At 57.8% G+C, this 664-nt stretch carries 1 protein-coding gene; it reads right to left on the bottom strand.

All coding sequences use genetic code 11. From position 1 onward, the window contains the following. A partial coding sequence (locus VSR82_RS39920; protein WP_498858918.1) for a hypothetical protein occupies window positions 1-319 on the bottom strand: 319 nt, incomplete at its 3' end. Window positions 320-664: the final 345 nt, after the last annotated feature.

Raw genomic sequence — 664 nt, 5'->3', positions numbered from 1 at the left:
TTTTGACGTCGGCTTTGCGATAGTCAAGACGGTTCAGGGCCAAGATCATTTGAATTAAACTCGCTTCATCGTCGAACGGCGGCAAGCCGACAAACTGTTCAGCCGCGGCGACCGAAAGCCGCGACAAGTCAGAGCGTTCCCGGGCACCGCAATTGCCACCATTAGCGGAGAGCCAAAGCAGTACAGATTCGCAGACATGCGCTGCTTCAAGCCATTGCCCCGTGGTTGCTCGCGCGATGAGTTGAGCAACCACCAGATACCCTAGCAGTTCAGTTCGCGCTTCATCGTCGAGATTGTAGTGCTGAAGCCGCATTTCCATTGCGCCGTTTCCTGTCGCGTCACTTCAATGAAGCCTTCGACAGCCGGACGGAGTTATCAAACTGACAATTTACCCGCTTTTCCCTGACCAAGAAGAGATCTGTAACCGTCTTTAACCAGTCCCAACCGAACGACTGCCTCCCTTTGCGTGCAGCCATTGCCGCCGCGAGACATCAGAAGTCCGCTCAGGGCCGGGTACGGCCGACCGCACCGGCGGCGGTCGTTAAGCGTTGTTCGACGCCTGCCCATGTCTGCTGCCGCGTGAGTAAGCGACGGCGTATGCGGGCAGGCGTTGGACAACGCTCGAGGGAGGAAACCGCGGGGTGTACCGAGGCGGTTATGGGGA

Source organism: Burkholderia sp. JPY481 (assembly GCF_038900515.1).
Taxonomy (GTDB): Bacteria; Pseudomonadota; Gammaproteobacteria; order Burkholderiales; family Burkholderiaceae; genus Paraburkholderia; species Paraburkholderia youngii.
This window is presented reverse-complemented; position numbering and strand designations above follow the sequence as displayed.